The sequence below is a fragment of the Geomonas subterranea genome, assembly GCF_019063845.1.
Lineage (GTDB): Bacteria > Desulfobacterota > Desulfuromonadia > Geobacterales > Geobacteraceae > Geomonas > Geomonas subterranea.
Genome location: NZ_CP077683.1, coordinates 3,775,796 through 3,788,903 on the forward strand (window position 1 = coordinate 3,775,796; position 13,108 = coordinate 3,788,903).

Annotated in this window: 14 protein-coding genes; 7 read left to right on the forward strand and 7 right to left on the reverse strand. The window is 61.0% G+C overall.

The window, feature by feature from the left end; translation table 11 throughout:
- Positions 1 to 106 precede the first annotated feature (106 nt).
- The 3 genes from KP001_RS16465 to KP001_RS22245 all read left to right on the forward strand — a co-directional run bounded on the left by KP001_RS16465 (position 107) and on the right by KP001_RS22245 (position 3,236).
- Positions 107 to 1,297, forward strand: a complete 1,191-nt coding sequence (locus tag KP001_RS16465) for a glycine C-acetyltransferase (RefSeq protein ID WP_217286664.1) — start codon at positions 107 to 109, stop codon at positions 1,295 to 1,297.
- Positions 1,298 to 1,553: 256 nt separating this feature from the next.
- Positions 1,554 to 2,000, forward strand: a complete 447-nt coding sequence (locus KP001_RS16470) for a type 2 periplasmic-binding domain-containing protein (protein WP_217286665.1) — start codon at positions 1,554 to 1,556, stop codon at positions 1,998 to 2,000.
- Between the two features lie 12 nt (positions 2,001 to 2,012).
- A complete protein-coding gene (locus KP001_RS22245; protein ID WP_217286666.1) occupies positions 2,013 to 3,236 on the forward strand; it encodes a putative porin in 1,224 nt (407 codons plus the stop codon).
- A gap of 9 nt (positions 3,237 to 3,245) precedes the next feature.
- Here KP001_RS22245 and KP001_RS16480 read toward each other — a convergent pair whose 3' ends face one another.
- The 7 genes from KP001_RS16480 to KP001_RS16510 all read right to left on the reverse strand — a co-directional run bounded on the left by KP001_RS16480 (position 3,246) and on the right by KP001_RS16510 (position 9,463).
- Entirely contained in the window at positions 3,246 to 3,437 is a 192-nt protein-coding gene (locus KP001_RS16480) for a hypothetical protein (RefSeq protein ID WP_217286667.1), read from the reverse strand.
- Positions 3,438 to 4,254: 817 nt separating this feature from the next.
- Positions 4,255 to 5,025, reverse strand: coding sequence for a protoheme IX farnesyltransferase (locus tag KP001_RS16485; RefSeq protein WP_217289635.1), 771 nt, complete (start codon positions 5,023 to 5,025; stop codon positions 4,255 to 4,257).
- A 65-nt stretch (positions 5,026 to 5,090) separates the two neighbouring features.
- Positions 5,091 to 5,993: a cytochrome c oxidase subunit II gene (gene coxB / locus KP001_RS16490; protein WP_217286668.1), complete on the reverse strand. Its 903-nt coding sequence runs from the start codon at positions 5,991 to 5,993 to the stop codon at positions 5,091 to 5,093.
- Positions 5,994 to 6,003: 10 nt separating this feature from the next.
- Complete coding sequence (locus KP001_RS16495; protein WP_217286669.1) at positions 6,004 to 6,291, reverse strand: cytochrome C oxidase subunit IV family protein; 288 nt, start codon at positions 6,289 to 6,291, stop codon at positions 6,004 to 6,006.
- Between the two features lie 52 nt (positions 6,292 to 6,343).
- On the reverse strand, positions 6,344 to 6,943 hold the full coding sequence (locus tag KP001_RS16500; RefSeq protein WP_217286670.1) for a cytochrome c oxidase subunit 3 family protein: 600 nt from the start codon (positions 6,941 to 6,943) through the stop codon (positions 6,344 to 6,346).
- Positions 6,940 to 8,559, reverse strand: coding sequence for a cytochrome c oxidase subunit I (gene ctaD / locus KP001_RS16505; RefSeq protein ID WP_217286671.1), 1,620 nt, complete (start codon positions 8,557 to 8,559; stop codon positions 6,940 to 6,942). The genes KP001_RS16500 and ctaD overlap by 4 nt, the downstream gene beginning before the upstream one ends.
- Positions 8,560 to 8,593: 34 nt before the next feature.
- Positions 8,594 to 9,463 (reverse strand): SCO family protein, encoded by an 870-nt coding sequence (locus tag KP001_RS16510; RefSeq protein WP_239027810.1) that lies wholly within the window; start codon positions 9,461 to 9,463, stop codon positions 8,594 to 8,596.
- 251 nt (positions 9,464 to 9,714) lie between these two features.
- Here KP001_RS16510 and KP001_RS16515 point away from each other — a divergent pair, with 251 nt between their 5' ends.
- The 4 genes from KP001_RS16515 (at position 9,715) to KP001_RS16530 (ending at position 13,026) form a co-directional block, all read left to right on the forward strand.
- A complete protein-coding gene (locus tag KP001_RS16515; RefSeq protein WP_217286672.1) occupies positions 9,715 to 9,903 on the forward strand; it encodes a hypothetical protein in 189 nt (62 codons plus the stop codon).
- Between the two features lie 160 nt (positions 9,904 to 10,063).
- Positions 10,064 to 11,620, forward strand: a complete 1,557-nt coding sequence (locus tag KP001_RS16520) for a bacteriohemerythrin (protein WP_217286673.1) — start codon at positions 10,064 to 10,066, stop codon at positions 11,618 to 11,620.
- A gap of 273 nt (positions 11,621 to 11,893) precedes the next feature.
- Positions 11,894 to 12,850, forward strand: coding sequence for a ferrochelatase (gene hemH / locus KP001_RS16525; RefSeq protein WP_217286674.1), 957 nt, complete (start codon positions 11,894 to 11,896; stop codon positions 12,848 to 12,850).
- Complete coding sequence (locus KP001_RS16530; RefSeq protein ID WP_217286675.1) at positions 12,847 to 13,026, forward strand: hypothetical protein; 180 nt, start codon at positions 12,847 to 12,849, stop codon at positions 13,024 to 13,026. The genes hemH and KP001_RS16530 overlap by 4 nt, the downstream gene beginning before the upstream one ends.
- Positions 13,027 to 13,108: the final 82 nt, after the last annotated feature.

Genomic DNA, 13,108 nt, shown 5'->3' on the forward strand with positions numbered 1-13,108 from the left:
TGCCCAGCCGCTCGGGCACACAATGTTGCCGGTGGCATAAGAGGTGCTGAAGGCACGTGGGGGGGGCGATTGATTATTCGCCCCTACAGTTTATAGGAGTTATACGATGGCAGACAAATTCGCCTGGATAACGGAAGAGATGAACGCCCTGGAAGGAGAGGGGCTTAGGACCACTATACGCACCATCGGCTCGGCCTGCGGCCCCTGGATGGTGGTGGACGGGAAAAAGGTGCTCAACTTCTGCACCAACAACTACCTGGGCCTCGCCAACCATCCGCGCCTCAAAAAGGCGGCACAGGAGGCGGTGGAACAATGGGGTGTCGGCCCTGCGGCGGTGCGCAGCATCGCCGGGACACTGGAACTGCACCGCACGCTGGAACAGCGGCTGGCCGCGTTCAAGGGGGTGGAGGACGCGCTCTACGTGCAGTCCGGCTTCTGCGCCAACCAGGCCGCCATCCCCCCCATGGTCGGCAAGGGGGACGTCATCTTCACCGACCGCCTGAACCACGCCAGCATCATCGACGGCTGCCGGCTCTCCTCCGCGAAGATCCTGGTCTACGAACATTGCGACCTCGCCGACTGCGAACGGGTGATCACGGAAAACATCGGCCAGTACCGGCGGGCGCTCCTCATCACCGACGGGGTCTTCTCCATGGACGGGGACGTGGCGCCCCTGGACCAGCTCTTCGAACTCTGCGAACGCCACGGCATCATCACCATGGTGGACGACGCACACGGCGAGGGGGTCCTCGGCAACGGCGGGCGCGGCATCGTGGATCATTTCCACCTCAACGGCAAGTTCGACCTGGAGATCGGCACGCTCTCCAAGGCCTTCGGGGTCATGGGCGGGGTGATCGCGGGGAAAAAGGTGGTCATCGACTGGATCCGCCAGAAGGCGCGTCCCTTCCTCTTCTCCAGCGCGGTGACCGCTGCGGATACCGCGGCTTGCCTCGCCGCGGTGGACCTCCTGGAGGAGAGCACCGCGCTGGTGCACAAGCTCTGGGACAACACGCGCTACTTCAAGGACGGGATGCGGCAGGCGGGCTTCGACATCGGGGTGAGCGTCACTCCCATCACACCGGTGATGCTGGGAGAGGCGACCGTGGCGCAGGAATTCTCACGCCGCCTCTTTGCCGCGGAACCGGGCATCTTCGCCATGCCCATCGGCTTTCCCACCGTGCCGCAGGGCAAAGCACGCATCCGCGTGATGATCAGCGCAGCTCACACCCAGGATGATTTGGAAACCGGCCTGAAGACCTTCACCCGCATCGGCCGTGAACTCGGTGTTATCGGCTGAGTATGCTTTCCCTCCCCTCCCCCTTTCCAACAGGGGGAGGGAACTTCCTCCCTTTGATTCCTCTCTCATAACCTGTCGTGATTCAATCACTGTTATCTATTGCAATATTAATTTCCTGTGTTAGTTTCACACAGTCAATTTCGTTCTTTTTTTAATCTGTGTTAAAGCCATGTCTCTTGCCAGCCGATATTCTGTCAAAACAGCCAATGACAGTAATACACACTTTTATGTGAATAGAAACCTCGGGAGGTGCTGCATGTTCCACCCCAAACGGCTCCGCGTCACGGGGGCAAGGCTTCTGCTTTTGTTGTGTCTCATGGTGTGGGGTGTCTCTTTCGCCCACGCCGGCAGCTTCATCGTCATCGCGAACAAGAGCGTCGTGGAAAGCACCCTCACCCGCGTGGAATTGCAGGGCATCTTTCTTGGCGAGAAGGTGAAGTGGGGCAACCGCAAACACATCAAGATGGCGGTACTGGAAGATGACCGGACGCTCAAGGAATTCCTGCAGGTAATACTTGGCAAGACCCCTTCCCAGTTCGACCAGCATTGGGTCCGGATGGTGACCACCGGGAAGGCTTCCATGCCTCCCGCGTTTCCGGACGGACAGCAGATGATCGATTTCGTCGCCAGGACACCCAATGCCATCGGATTCGTCCCCGCCGGGCAGGCGGGTGATGCCGTTAAAACCATTGCCATCAAGTAGGGAGATTTGGATATGAAGAAAGCATTGACTGCGATGATGCTGCTCGCCTTTGCCGGACCGGCCCACGCCGTGGAGTTGGCCGGTGTCGAGATCCACGGTTTTGCCTCGCAGGGGTACATAAAGACCTCCCCCGACAACAACTTCCCGGTCTCCAACAGCGGCGAGGGTTCTTTCAACTTCAATGACTTCGCCGTGAACTTCGTCAAGGAGGTCAACCCCGACCTGCGCGTCGGCCTGCAGCTGCTGGCCATGGACCGGGGGAGCTACGGCAAGGACAAGATCACCCTCGACTGGGCCTTCGGCGACTACCGCCTCACCGACTGGCTCGGCTTCCGGGCGGGGAAGATAAAGATCCCCCTGGGGCTGTACAACGAGTCGCGCGACAACGACGCAGCGCGCACCTTCATCTTCCTCCCCCAGAACGAGTACTACGACTACGAGCGGGACTCGGTGAACGCCATAACCGGCGCGAGCGTCTACGGCTCGATCCCGGCCGGCTCGGCCGGCACGGTGAACTACCAGTTCCAGATCGGTACCACGCCGATCCCCCTGGACGGCGCCTCCGCCAGGAACTACTCGGCCTACATCTCCACGGTCGACGCGCCTCTCACCACCACCGATGTCAACTCCGACACCGCCTTCGTGCACCACCTGGAATGGAGAACTCCGGTGGGGGTGCGGGCGACCTTCAGCGGGCTGCATACCTCCTTCGACGGCACCGCCACCGGCATCTACACCGATCCGGCCACCTCCGCCACCACCCCGGTCACCGCCAAGTGGAAGTTCGATTCCTGGCACCGCTACATTTTGGGGATCGAGTATATCTGGAACGACCTGACGCTCGCCACCGAGTACCAGTTGGACGACTACACCGTGTCGGCCGATTACCAGAACCCGGCCCTGGAGAACTTCACCTCCAAGCAGGCTTCGGACGGCTGGTACGTGAGCGCCGCCTACCGTTTCACGGACTGGTTCGAATTGGGGGGATACTACACGGAGATCTACGCTGACCGGCATCACCGCAACGGATCGACCTTCGAGGATCTGGGCGTGGGGGCTCCCTGGCAGACCTGGCAGAAGGAAAAGGTCCTGACGCTTCGCTTCGACCCGGTGCGCAACCTGGTGCTCAAGGTGGAGGGACACCTGATCGACGGGACCTGGAACATGTCGGAATACACAGAGGCTTCCAAGCGGAACTGGTACCTGGTGGCCACCAAGGCGACGGTATTTTTCTAGGCGGGGGAGTTAGCGGGCGGCCTTGAGGCTTCTGGGGTTGCAGACCACCAACGGGTCGTCCGCCTGCACCTTGCACTTGTTGCAATAGACGATCGGCTTTGCGGCGTGCCGGTCGAACTCTTCCATCCTGCCGTCCTTCTTCAGCTTGCACATGTGCGTCTTGTGCCGTGCCGGCTGCTCGCACTTCTCCAGATCTCCCATTCCAAACACCTCCTACATAGCTTTTCAAGTTCCCTCTCCTCTTGGGAGAGGGCGGCCGCAGGCCGGGTGAGGGCGATGCCCTCAGAGAAATTCTGCCTATTGCAACGCCCTCACCCCGGCCCTCTCCCAAAGGGAGAGGGAGGTCCGGCTCCCGGAGAGAAGGGGAGGTCCGGCTCCAGTTCCTTCTCAAGTCCCCTCTCCCTTTGGGAGAGGGTGGCCGCAGGCCGGGTGAGGGCGATGCCCTCAAAGAAATTCTGCCTATTGCAACGCCCTCACCCCGGCCCTCTCCCAGGGGGAGAGGGAGGTCCGGCTCCCGGAGAGAAAGGGAGGTCCAGCTCCAGATCCTTCTCAAGTTCCCTCTCCCCTTGGGAGAGGGTGGCCGCAGGCCGGGTGAGGGCGATGCCCTCAAAGAAATTCTGCCTATTGCGACGCCCTCACCCCGACCCTCTCCCAGAGGGAGAGGGAGGTCTGGATCCCAAAGGGAGAGGGAGGTTCGGATTCCGGAGACGAGAGGGAGGTCCAGCTCCAGATCCTTCTCAAGTTCCCTCTCCCCTTGGGAGAGGGTGGCCGCAGGCCGGGTGAGGGCGAGCCCTCAGAGAAATTCTGCCTATTGCGACACCCTCACCCCGACCCTCTCCCAGAGGGAGAGGGAGGTCTGGATTCCGGAGGCGAGAGGGAGGTCCAGCTCCAGCTTCTTCTCAAGTCCCCTCTCCCAAAAGGGAGAGGGAGGTCCGGATTCCGGAGGGGAGAGGGAGGTTCGGATCAGGAGACAAAAGGGCAGTCTGTATGGTCTGGATATGGACGCCCGTCAATAGCATCACGGGGAACCGTACAGCGCGAGGGTGAGCAGCGCCGGAAAGATGTTAACTCCGGCGAAGGCCGCACCTTCCCACCGCTCGAATGGATAAAGCAACAACGGCAGGCAAAACGCAAGGCACCACAGGGGCGCGTGCTGACCGGCGATCAGGCCGAAGACCGGGAGCATCAGCGTCGCCGCGATCATCGCCACGAGCCAGAGCACCAGAAACGGCGCCGGCCCACGGAAACTCCCCGGCACGAAAAGCGGCACCCCGGCACGCCGGTAATCCTCTGCATGCTTTTTCTGCAGCATCCAGAAGTGAGGCACCTGCCACAGGTACAGGATGCCGCACAAAAGGACGATCCTGAAATCGGTGAGGGCGCCCCCGGCCGCGCTCCAGCCGATCAAAGGGGGAAGCGCGCCGCAGACGGCGCCCACCAGGAGTGCGAGGGGCGTGCGACGCTTGAGCGGGGTGTAGAGAAGGAGGTACCAGCAAAGCGTGAAGATGGCGAGACAAAGCGGCGATAAACCAATCAGGTTGAGGAGCAGCGCCCCCGTCGCGAGGGCGCCCACGGCGATCGACAATCCCCCCCGCACCCCGAGTTCACCGGAGGCGATGGGACGCCGGTTGGTGCGCTCCATGATGGCATCGAGGTCGCGCTCCAGCACCTGGTTGAACGCCGAGGCGGCACACGCCATCAAAGCCACACCCGCAAAGAGTGAAAGCGCCTTCAAATCAGGCCGGGCCCGGCACAGCAGGTAGCCCCCCAGCGCCGCCGTCGCGTTCATCAGCGAAAGCGGAAGCCGGAAGAGGCGGTAGAGCCCTTTGCTTCTGGTCAAAACTGCAGCTGCTATCACTTTTCCCCTTCCAGGAATTCCACTATCGCCTTTAACTCCGCCTCCGGGATCTCGCTCTTGGGCATGATGGGCGGGAACCCCTCCACGACTGCGGCACCCGGGTCGACTATCGATTCACGCAGGTACTTCTCGTCCGCCTTCACGGTCTCGGGCTTGCCGCCCCGGGTCACCTTGACCTGGCTGTCGTAGAGCCCCTTGAAGGTCGGCCCCACCTTGGGTGTCCCGTCCAGAGAATGGCATCCCAGGCAACCGTATTTTTGCAACAATTCCTGTCCCTGAGCACCCACACCCGCCGGCTTCTGCCCCAGCCAGGCCGCGAACTGCTCGGGCGGTAGCGCCTCCACGGTGCTGATCATCGACGAGTGCGCGGTGCCGCAGTACTGCGAGCAGAAGAGATCATAGCTGCCGGGAGTGGCCGCCACGAACCAGACATGGTTCTTCATCCCCGGCACCACGTCGCGCTTAACCCGGAATGCCGGGACGTAGAAGCCGTGTACCACGTCCTTGGACACCAGGTTCACCTGCACGGGCCTGCCGACCGGGACGTAGAGCTTGGGGCTGCTCTTGCCGTTGTCGTAGATGAAGGTCCACGACCACATGCGCGCCTCGGCGGTCACCTGCATGGCGTTCTTGGGCACGGTGCGCAGCGACAGGTAGCTGGTCCAGCCGTAGTAGAACATGCCCATCACCAGCAGGGTCGGGAGCAGGGTCCAGACCACCTCCAGCAGCGGACTCCCCGCCACCTGCGATGTCGGTTCGGGGTTCTTGGAGCGCCGGTAGCGCACCACGAAGAAGATCATGGTGATGGTGATCCCCAAAAGGAGCACCGTACAGGCGCCGAAGAGGAACTTGAACACCGGGTCGACTGCTTGCGTCGTCGTCAATAGCTGATTTTCCACGTTCGCCCCTTTAACGGTAGAGTACGTCGAAGAAGGTTCCCCCGATGAAGCCCGCCAGGGTGAAGAGCGCCACGAACAGGATGATCCTGAACAGCCGCGGCTCGTACTTCATGTGCATGAAGAAGGCGATGACCAGACCGGACTTGACGCTGGCGATGGCAAGCGCCGCCCAAACCTTCCAGACCCCCAGCTCGATCCGGGTCACCATAATGGTGGCGGCGGTCAGGACCAGGAGCGCCACCCAGACGGTGGTCAGTTTTCCGTAACTCAGGATGTGTTCCGCGTGTTCCTCTGTCATACCGTTCACTCCAAATGCGTTTGAGCTCCCTTCGCCCCCCCCGATCCCCCCGTTACAGGATCAGGTAGTAGAGCGGGAAGATGAAGATCCAGACCAGGTCGACCAGGTGCCAGTACAGGGTCACATTTTCCAGGGTCACGTTGTCGGTTACGTTTATCCTCTCCTTGTGCACCATCACCGCGGTCCAGCTCATCAGCACCGCGCCCACGATGACGTGGATGCCGTGCAGGCCGGTGGTGAGGTAATAGAGGCTGAAGAATATGGACTCGCCCGGCGGCCCCGCGATCAGCTTCGGAGCATTCGGGTAGATGCCGTGGTGGAACTTGGCGCTCCACTCCAGGTACTTGATCCCCAGGAAGATGAACGCGCAGCCGACGGTTCCGGACAATAGCCCCAGGGTGAGTTTCTTGGCGCCGGTCTTGATCGCAGTAACCGACATGGCCGCTAACAGGGAGCTGCTCAGGAGCACCACCGTGTTGGTCGCGCCGTAGACCAGGTCCAGCTGGTGCCCCCCCAGACCGAACTCCTTGGGGTAGCGGGTGAGGTACACGGAGTAGAGGATGAAGACGCCGCCGAAAAGGAGCATCTCCGTGAACAGGAACAACCACATGCCGAGCTTGGCTCCGAAACTGTCCTTTTCCAGGTGACTCATGGAACCCCCACCCCTTTGAAATCGTACGGCCCGTGGGTCACCACCGGGTCCTCCTCGAAGTTTTCCGTGGGGGGGGGTGTCGGTATGCTCCACTCGAGACTCGCCCCACCCCAAGGATTGCCGGTGAACGGCTCACCCGTGAAAAGCCCCCGCCAGAGGTTCCAGACCACGATGGCTACCCCGGTCAGGAGGATCCAGCTTCCCACCGTGGCCACGAAGTTCAGCCGGGCGAATTCCGGGAGGTAGTCGTAGTAGCGGCGCGGCATCCCCTCCATCCCAAGCACCTGCATGGTGAAATAGAGGATGTTGAAGCCGATGAACATGAACACCCAGCCGACGATGGCCGGCTTTTCCTTGTAGCGGCGTCCGAAGTATTTCGGGAGCCAGTAGTGGGCCGCCGCGAAGAAGGCGAAGCCGGTCCCGCCGAACATGACGTAATGGAAGTGCCCCACGACGAAGTGGGTGTCGTGCACGTGGATATCGGTGGACGCCGCGCCGAGGATCAGGCCGGAGAGCCCGCCGATGGAAAAGAGCAGGATGAAGGAGAGCGCGAAGAGCATGGGAGCTTCCAGCGAGATCGACCCCTTATACATGGTGGAGACCCAGTTGAACACCTTGATGGCCGACGGGATCGCCACGATGAAGGTCAGGAAGGAGAAGACCAGGACGCCGAGGTCGCTCATCCCCGAGGTGTACATGTGGTGCCCCCACACCGCCGAACCGGCCGCCGCGATGGCGAGGCTCGAAAAGGCGATCATCTTGTAGCCGAATATCGGCTTTCTGGAGAACACGGGGATGATGTCGGAGATGACCCCCATCCCCGGCAGGATCATGATGTAGACCGCCGGGTGCGAGTAGATCCAGAACATGTGCTGGTACATGACCGGATCGCCGCCGCGGGTCGGGTCGAAGAGCCCGAGTCCCAGGATCCTCTCGGTCACCACGAGGAGCAGGGTGATGGCGATGATCGGGGTGGCAAGCACCTGTACCCAGGCGGTCGCGTAGAGGCTCCAGGCGAAGAGCGGGATCCGGGTCCATGTCATGCCGGGGGCGCGCATCCTGTGGATGGTCGTGATGAAGTTGATCCCGGTGAGGATTGAGGAGAAGCCGAGCACGAAGACCCCGAAGACCGCCAACGAGACGTTGGTGGTGGTCCGTGCGCTGAAGGGGACGTAGAAGGTCCAGCCGGTGTCCGGTGCGCCGCCGCCGGTGAAGAGCGAGATCAACACGATGATTGCGCCGATGGCGTAGAGCCACCAGGAGAAGAGGTTCACCCGCGGAAAGGCGACGTCGCGGGCGCCGAGCTGTATCGGGAGCACCAGGTTGCCGAAGGAAGCCGGGATTCCCGGGATGATGAAGAGAAAGATCATCACCACCCCGTGCACGGTGAACATCGCGTTATAGGTCTGCGCGGTCATGATGGTCGGGCCCGGCGCCATCAGCTCCAGCCTGATCAAGAGCCCGAGGAAGGCCCCGACCAGGAAGAAACCGAGCACGCAGTAAAGGTACATCAACCCGATCCGCTTGTGGTCGGTCGAGAATATCCAGGCTCCGATCCCGGTCTTCCCGGTGTCGCGCCAGAAGCCGCCCTCCGCCATTGCCGTTTGCTGACTCATTTTTCCCCCGAAAAGATTGCGGCGTCCGCACCCGCTAGACGTTGTTGTCATTCCCTTTTTTGTTGCCGTTGTTCTGGTTCTTGCCGCCCAGGGTGAGGAAGATGATGAACCCCACCACGCAGACGATGATCACCGTGGCGCTCACCCGCAGGATGTTGAACTGGTAGCTCTTGCTAGTGGGATCGAAGCTGAAGCAGTAGCTCACCATCTTGCTTATGGTGGTGCCGACGCGCCCCTGGCGCGCCTCCATGAGAGCCAGCGTGACGTCCTTGGGAAGGAACTGGGTGCCGTAAAGGTAGCGCACGATCATGCCGTCCCGCGCCACGATGAAGCTGACCACGGGGTGCACGAAGTCGTTTCCCTTGCGCTGGAAATGGAACCCGGCCGCGTCGGTGAGCCTGCGTATGTTGGCCGCGTCGCCGGTGAGGAAGGTCCAGTTCCCTTCCGGGAATTTCCCCTTCATCACGGTCTGGTACATGTGCTTGGACTTCAACGCCCGCTGCGGGTTCTCACGCTCGTCAAAGCTGACCGAGATGACCCGGTATTCCTTCCCCGGTTCCAGCTTGATCTCGGGGAGCGCCCTGGCCAGCCCTTCCTGGAGGTAATTGCAGACGTTGGTGCAGGAGTAATAGACCGGGAGGATGATGGTCGGGCCTGTGATCAGGTCACGCAGGCGCCGCTCGCCTCCGTTTTCGTCCCTGAACACCAGGTCGAGCGGTATCTTTGCACCCAGCCGCTCATCGAGCCCCACCTTGGCATCCGCCGGTGCGGCGCCCTCGTGGGTCTGATGCGGTGCGGCATCCTCCTCGCTGTGGGCGTGCACGGCAGCGGGAAGCAGTAACATGACCGCCACGCCAAAGCACACCGCCCGCCTCAAAAAACGAATGATATAGGTCGATTCCATTAGTCCTCTCATGGGAAAAACAAGTGCTCATTATAAAACAATCTCTTCAGCTGTCCACACGCCGCGAAATTATTTGGAAACTGCTCCCCCGGACCCATCAGCTTCCCCCCCCTGCCCAGGAAGGAATCGCCCCACGAAAGATTAAACTTGACTTAATCTCCTCTTACATTAGACTGTGCCAATGTCTTCTCTCATTTGGCAGTCTGTCCGGGGAGAGCTCCGATGCATCCCCGGGAACAAGGAGGCAGGCTATGAAGAGTTTTCCTTGCAAGATCGTGATGGCAGCCATCATCCTCTCGTGCGGTTTCGTGATGCAGTTCGAACAATCGGAGAAACCCCGGCAAAGGCAGAGAAACCAGCAGCTCACCAACCCGCAAATCGCAGACAACCTGGCCGCCGTCCAGGAGCGGCTGCACCAAGGGGGTCGTCCTTCCTGGTAGGGGCGATCGAACGAGGCTGGCGACAGAATGAAATCTCCCCGTTACTGTTAGACCGGGTTCTTCTTCCCTACTTTCCGTAAACAGAATGAAACTTTAAAGTTTTTCCCCAGAGCGACGATAATCTCCTTGAGTATGAAAAGCCGACAAAAGGAGATCGTCCATGTCATTTAGCGCCCGCCTGATCACGATCAACCTGATTGCTGTTTTTGCGACCATTGCCTCCACCGTTGCTGTTGGCAACTGCGGCAACACCCTGATAATGGTAGCCGTGGGGACGTCCATATTTTTCCTATCGGTTCTGGCCAGTTGGCTTGTGGTCCGGTCCGAATCGCGCGCCCTTCGGGAAGTCGCGGACGCCCTGGAGGCCGCGGCGCAAGGCAACCTTTCCTGCCGCGTCGAGCACATCGCCAGCGGTGAAATCGGGCGGATCGGCAGCGCATTCAACAACATGATGGGAGACTGGAACAAGACCATGCACCAGTTCTTCACCGTCACCGACCTCGTCAGGGACTCCGTTGCGCTGGTGAGCGCCACCAACGACGCCATGGCGTCCGCGGCCGAGGATGTCGCCATGCAGGCATCCACCATCGCCACCGCCAGCGAGGAGATGTCCGCCACCTCCGCCGACATCGCGCGCAACTGCATCTACGCCGCCGAGAACGCCCACAAGGCCACTGCGGAGACCACAGCCGGCGCCGAGATCGTCAGCAACAGCGCGCGGCTCATGGAGAACATCGCGCAGCGGGTCACCTCCACCTCCACCTCGGTGGCGGGGCTTGGTGAGCGTTCCGACCAGATCGGCGCCATCGCCGGCACCATAGAGGACATCGCAGACCAGACCAACCTCCTCGCCCTGAACGCGGCCATCGAGGCGGCGCGCGCAGGCGAGACCGGGCGGGGCTTCGCCGTCGTCGCGGACGAGGTGCGGGCGCTGGCCGAGCGGACCACCCGCGCCACCAAGGAGATCGACAGCATGATCAAGTCGATCCAGAGCGAGACCCGCGATGCGGTCGGCGCCATGAGCGAGGGTGTGGAGCAGGTGAACCAGGGGACCGCGGAGACCTGCCGCTCGGGCGAGGCGCTCAACGGTATCCTGAGCATGATCAACGACCTCACCATGCAGCTTTCCCAGATCGCCACCGCGGCCGAGGAGCAGACCGCCACCACCCACGAGATCACCGGCAACATCCAGATGATCACTTCCGTGGTCAACAGCAACGTGGAGAGCGCCCGCAACACCAAGGCCGCCACCAGCAAGCTGGTGCAGCAGGTCGACGAGCTGCACGAACTTGTCTCCCACTTCCAGCTCTCCGACGCCATGGTCTGGGACCAGAGCTTCGCCACCACCATCAACACCTTCGACGAACAGCACAAGAAGCTGTTCGCCATGATTAACGAGCTGGCCCAGGCGATGCAGCAGAAACGGAGCAAGGAGGCGATCGGTTCGGTGCTGCAGCGTCTCATCGAGTACACCGGAAGCCACTTCGCTGCGGAGGAGGAGGCGTTCCGCAAATCCGGCTACCCCGAGGAGAGCGCGCACGTCCAGCAGCACCGGGCCCTGGTGAGCCAGGTGGTCGAACTCCAGGAGAAATTCAAGTCCGGCGAAACGGTGCTCACCCACGACGTCATCGAGTTCCTGAAGAACTGGCTGGTGAACCACATCAAGGGAACCGACAAGCGCTACGCCCCCCACCTCACCAAGGCCGGCGTCAAGTAAAACCATTTAACAGGGATAAAGGGGATGAAGGGATAACTGCAAAAGCCTTGGAGCCTTAGGTTTCAAACCAAGCTGTGGGGCTTTTGTTTTCATCCCTTTCATCCCTTTCATCCCTTTCATCCCTTTCATCCCTTTCATCCCTGTTTCTTTTATCCCTTTTATCCCTGTTTCATTTGTTTTTGTCTCTTCTCCCTCCAATGAATTAAACCGGTTCTACTTCCCCGCGTTTTCTGCTACATTTCTTGGGCCACTATTCTCGCCCAAGAGGTCGCCATGTCAGACAAAACCGCACTCCTGCTGCTCCAGATGGGAGGTCCCGATTCGCTGGACGCCGTGCACCCTTTCCTCATGAACCTGTTTACGGACCGCGACATCATCAAGATCGGGCCGGCCTTTTTGCAGCCATTCATCGCCCGGCGCATCGTCAACAAGCGTGCGCCCAAGGTGGAGGAGTACTACCGGCAGATCGGCGGCAAATCCCCGATCCGGGAGCTGACCGAGGCCCAGGGATCTGGGCTGCAGGCGCTTCTGGGCGACCGCTTCCGCTCCTTCGTCGCCATGCGCTACTCCCGCCCCTCCACCATCGAGGCGCTGGCGGCCATCAAGCGCGAGGGGATCAGGCGCGTCGTGGCGCTCTCGCTCTACCCGCACTACTCCAGGGCGACCACCGGCTCCAGCGTCAACGAACTGCAGCGCGTGCTGAAGGAGGCGAATGCCGACTTCGAGATCAGCTACATCGACCGTTTTTACAACCACCCGCTCTACATCAAGGCGCTGGCGGGGAAGGTGATGCGGGGACTGCAGGCGTTTCCGGACCGCAAGGACGTGGAGATCGTCTTCTCGGCCCATTCGCTGCCGCAGTCGTTCATCGACGAGGGTGACCCGTACCTGTCGCATATCCAGGAGACGGTGCGGCTGGTGATGGAGCAGGTTGGCGAGGCGAGCCATCTGCTGTGCTTCCAGTCCAAAGCCAGCAAGGTCAAGTGGCTGGAGCCGTCGACCGAAGCGACCATCGAGCGGCTGGCCAAGGAGGGGAGGGAGAATCTCCTGATGGTGCCGCTTTCCTTCGTCTCCGACCACATCGAAACGCTCTACGAGATCGACATCCAGTATGCCGAGGAGGCGAAGGCGCATGGCATCAAGCGCTTCGTCAGGACGGAGTCGCTGAATTCCGACCCCATTTTCCTGGACTGCCTGGCGGACCTGGTCCGGACGACGGTAAAGGCATGAAAACCTGCAGCATCTGCAAGACCGAATACGACGAGAACGAACCGGATTCGCTGTACGGCGAGGCGGGTGAGTGGCTGGCGGAGGAATTCTTCAAGGATGCCGGCGAGCTCTGCAGGAGCTGCCGCGAGAACCGCGCCCGGCTGGTGATGATGTACGGGCACGAAATGAACACCTAAAACCACAAAACCATTTAGCCACGGAGAACTTCGGAGAAAATCTGAGAGAACCAAAACAAAGCTTTAGGTTTTACGTTTTCTC